Raw genomic sequence first — 3,992 nt, 5'->3', positions numbered from 1 at the left:
GAGCCTAGGCTCCTTTTTATTTATCTAATCTGATGTTTGAAGAAGAGAATAACTATCCAAACATCAGGTTCCCTAACTTAATTTAAACCCACGTACTTGGTCATCGAGGTTACGTGCGAGTGTGAGTAGCTCTTCGCTGATCTGTTTGGAACCATGGGCGTCAACAAGTGAGCGTTCAGCATTATCACTGATAGCCACGACACTACGATTTATCTCCTCCGCGGCTAAATTTTGCTGTTCTGTCGCATCTGCAATTTGTAGATTAAGAGCATTAATCTCGTGCATTTGCGTCGAAATATCTTTTAATGCTTGTGCGACTTTTTTCACTTGATTGGCACGATCATCCGCTTCTTCACAAGAAGCACTCATCGCTGCTACTGTTTGTTGCGCTTCAGACTGTAGCTTGTCTATGGTGCGCTTAATTTCATCTGTTGAGTCGTGGGTACGAGTTGCCAACGTTCTAACTTCGTCAGCCACGACGGCAAATCCTCGACCAGCTTCTCCTGCGCGAGCGGCTTCTATCGCTGCATTGAGTGCTAGAAGGTTGGTTTGTTCCGCAATGCTACTGATCACTTCTAAAACTTTACCCACTTCTAATGTCTGCGCTTGTAATTGAGAAACTTGCTCAGCGGCTTGTCGCACATCTTGCGCTAACTGGTTAATACTTTGCTCTGTGTGATTAGCAACAGCCATACTCTCTTCTGCAAGGTGATTGCTGCTATCAGATTTTTCTGATGCAAAGTGAGTGGTGTTCTTTACTTCGCTGGAGGAGCTTTCTAATTCATTAATTGCTGCAGCAACAGAGTCGGTTCCTTGCTTTTGCTCTTGAATTGCAAGTTCAGTGGTTTCTGCTGACGCATAAATAGATTCAGCGGAATGGATCAGTATTTTGGATGAATGAGATAACTGAGAGATATTATCTTTAAAGCTATCCATCATTTTATTGAAATTAGTCGCTAAACGTCCTAATTCATCATCAACATTATCGTCAATTCTCAACGATAAATCTTTATTCGTTGTCGCCAAGCGCATGGTACGGCCAAGCGTTTTTAATCTTAAAATGAAGAGCTTTCTGAACAGCACGCCTAAAATGACAAAAGTGGTGATAAATATACCTGACAACAAGGCCGTACTTAGCCAAGTATTGTTATGCACAGTATTATCAATATCAGCAAGTGAGTAGCTTATTCTTACTGCCCCGAGCACATCTCCTTCTTTTGCTTGATGACACCCTAAACAGTTTGTCCCTTTGTAATTCTCCATCGCTACCATTGGCTTGAGGTATGTCATGATGCGATTGCCATCACGTTGTTCAATGACGAGTGTTTCTTTGCCATCAAGTGCATCAAGCTCCACTTGTGAGTTTGGTGCTTGATTTGGGTTACCCGGTCCATACAGCTTATTCACAAGTTCTGCGCGAATAATGTGGGCATCTTCAATATTTGGGTGATTACGAATTTTATCACTAAGGATCTCGCGATTAGCCATGGTGCCCGTCAGCATCATTGTATTGATCGAGTCAAAGTAATTGTCAGCTAACAGCCTTATATTACTTTCGACGGTTTCTTCAGCGAGAGTTTTTTGTTGACTACTACTACTGAGAATACTAGCAATGAGGACGAGTACGCCAGTCACTGCCAGTAACGCATAAATTTTATGTTGAATAGATTTCACACGCATCGCACCTGTTCACAATTAGAACAGTGATTATGCGTCTCTACTCAAGAACAGGTTTTGACCTAGCGCAAAATTGCCGCGCAATTTAATATAACTGGTACTTTTTTATTAATCTTGATTAATCATATGTGTAGCGAGTTGCGCTAAGGATTGTCTTAGCCCCTCTCTTAATAATGGGTTACCAACCTCTAAGTCTAACGCTTTATTCATGCAGTGCATCCATTGATCCCGTAAATCTTGGTCGATAGAAAAGGGCATATGGCGCATTCTTAAACGCGGATGACCGTATTTTTCTGTAAATAAATCTGGGCCACCGAGCCAACCCGAAAGAAACTCAAAGAATACTTGTCTTATCCGGTCTAGTGGTTGTGGGTGCATGTCGTAAAGCGGTTTTGCGTAGGGATCGGTTGCCATAATATCGTAGAAACGATTAGCAAGGTCTCGAGCACCTTGTTCTCCACCAATGATTTCATACGGGGTTTTTTCTGGGGATGGAGCACTATTTATTTGTTCGGTGGTTCATCTTTATTGAAGATGCGTTTAATTAACTGTTTCATAATAACTCTTTCAAGGCGCTCTAAAACGATGGACAAATACGCGGTATTCGGTAATCCAATAAAGCATTCTAAATCGCCAGCAATCCATGCGCAATTCGCAAAACAAAGTCAGCAGCAATTAGAATACGAAGCTATTTTGGCACCAGTAGATGCTTTTGTTCAAACTGTATCGACATTCTTTGCTGAAGGTGGAAGCGGTGCAAATGTGACATTACCTTTCAAGGAGCAAGCATTTAGTTTTGCAAATACATTGACTGAGCGAGCCAAATTGGCAGGTGCTGTGAATACGCTGATCAAGCAAAAAGATGGCAAAGTTAAAGGCGACAATACCGATGGAGAAGGTCTTGTAAGAGATCTGATCAATCATCAAGTAAAGCTAGATAGTGCGACTATCTTATTGATAGGTGCAGGAGGCGCGGCCAAAGGATGTATCTATCCACTCCTGCAAGCTGGAGTGAAGCAGGTAGTAGTGAGCAATCGTACAGAATCAAAGGCAATACAGTTGGCTAAGCAATTTGTCACCTATGGGGATGTTAAAGGCTGTGGGCTAGATAGTATTCCTGATATTGGATTTGATATTGTGATTAATTCTACCTCTTCCAGTATTACAGGAGAGGTGCCTGCGATCTGCGCATCTGTTTTTACATCTTGTTTGGTTGCTTATGATATGTTTTACAGTGAGCAACAAACAAGTTTCTTAAACTGGGTCGCACAACATAACCAAGATACGCAATTAATCGATGGTATCGGTATGTTAGTAGAGCAAGCCGCTGAAGCATTTTATCAATGGCGAGGTGTACGACCTGATACATCAAAAACGTCCAAGCTGATTAGAGGTTGAATATGAATCAAGCAATACTGTTTAATGATGACATCAGTTATCAGCAAGGTGAGTTAACTTTTACAGCAATGGCCTGTGGGCAGTTGATCCGCTGTAAAATAACAACAGAGCTTGATCTGGAGGCTGCATTAGCGCACTTTGCTCAGCATCAATTTGATTATGAAATGCAGGCTGAGCAGTTAATTGAAGATGAAGCGTTTAATGAGGCAGGAGAGGTAAGCTTAGCTTTCCTCTAAATATTCATCTTTCAACTCCACATAATTTTGAGCAGACACTTTTAAAAATTGTAGCTCTTGTTCGGTGAGGGGTCTTGCTTGTTTTACCGGACTGCCGACATATAAAAAACCGGACTCAAGGTTCTTATTAGGCGGGACAAGTGCACCACCACCAATGATAACGTCATCTCCTACGGTGACGTTATCCATAATAATTGCACCCATACCCACGAGAATACGATTACCAAGTTTGCAACCATGCAGCATGACTTTATGACCAACAGTCACATCATCACCAATAATAAGCGGGTAACCGTCAGGTACTGAAGCGCTCTTTCTTGTTAAATGCAGTACGCTGCCGTCTTGAACATTGGTTCGTGTACCTATCTTGATGTAGTTCACATCGCCTCTGGCTGCAACCAATGGCCAAACGCTGCTGTCTTCGCCAATTTCTATATCGCCAACCAAAACGGATGACTCATCAATATAAACGCCTTGTGCTAAGCGTGGGGATTTACCTTTATAACTTCTAAGCATGCCTAGATTACTCATCTCTCGTGTCTTGTGTCACTAGTGTAGAGTGTTGAATTGTAAAACTCTAGTATGAAAAAACTGCAAAAAGATAAGTGAAAGTGTCAAAAATAGACGTTTCGCTTTATTTTTGCTCGAACAAACGTTTTTTCGCAATTTTCTTCAAAAAAA

Annotated in this window: 4 protein-coding genes and 1 pseudogene; 2 read left to right on the top strand and 3 right to left on the bottom strand. The window is 41.7% G+C overall.

Annotated features, from left to right (window positions below; translation table 11 throughout):
* Positions 1–72 precede the first annotated feature (72 nt).
* Both D9603_RS16445 and D9603_RS16440 read right to left on the bottom strand, forming a co-directional pair.
* A complete protein-coding gene (locus D9603_RS16445; protein ID WP_125253686.1) occupies positions 73–1,680 on the bottom strand; it encodes a methyl-accepting chemotaxis protein in 1,608 nt (535 codons plus the stop codon).
* Between the two features lie 105 nt (positions 1,681–1,785).
* Positions 1,786–2,234 (bottom strand): annotated as a pseudogene (locus D9603_RS16440) (group II truncated hemoglobin).
* Between the two features lie 28 nt (positions 2,235–2,262).
* On the opposite strand from D9603_RS16440, the gene aroE reads away from it, so the two are divergent.
* Positions 2,263–3,075: a shikimate dehydrogenase gene (aroE, locus tag D9603_RS16435; protein ID WP_128732130.1), complete on the top strand. Its 813-nt coding sequence runs from the start codon at positions 2,263–2,265 to the stop codon at positions 3,073–3,075.
* A 2-nt stretch (positions 3,076–3,077) separates the two neighbouring features.
* Positions 3,078–3,311: a DUF1488 family protein gene (locus D9603_RS16430; protein ID WP_125253689.1), complete on the top strand. Its 234-nt coding sequence runs from the start codon at positions 3,078–3,080 to the stop codon at positions 3,309–3,311.
* Here D9603_RS16430 and D9603_RS16425 read toward each other — a convergent pair.
* Positions 3,297–3,842 carry a gamma carbonic anhydrase family protein gene (locus tag D9603_RS16425; protein WP_128732129.1) on the bottom strand — a complete coding sequence of 182 codons (546 nt, stop codon included), beginning with the start codon at positions 3,840–3,842 and terminating at the stop codon, positions 3,297–3,299. The two genes, D9603_RS16430 and D9603_RS16425, sit on opposite strands and share 15 nt — an antisense overlap.
* Positions 3,843–3,992: the final 150 nt, after the last annotated feature.

Source organism: Pseudoalteromonas sp. PS5 (assembly GCF_004103255.1).
GTDB classification, from domain to species: Bacteria; Pseudomonadota; Gammaproteobacteria; order Enterobacterales; family Alteromonadaceae; genus Pseudoalteromonas; species Pseudoalteromonas peptidolytica.
This window is presented reverse-complemented; position numbering and strand designations above follow the sequence as displayed.

Coding starts and splice junctions, on each gene's coding strand:
- D9603_RS16445 (WP_125253686.1), bottom strand. CDS start 1,680: ATGCGTGTGAAATCTATTCAACATAAAATTTATGCGTTACTGGCAGTG.
- aroE (WP_128732130.1), top strand. CDS start 2,263: ATGGACAAATACGCGGTATTCGGTAATCCAATAAAGCATTCTAAATCG.
- D9603_RS16425 (WP_128732129.1), bottom strand. CDS start 3,842: ATGAGTAATCTAGGCATGCTTAGAAGTTATAAAGGTAAATCCCCACGC.
- D9603_RS16430 (WP_125253689.1), top strand. CDS start 3,078: ATGAATCAAGCAATACTGTTTAATGATGACATCAGTTATCAGCAAGGT.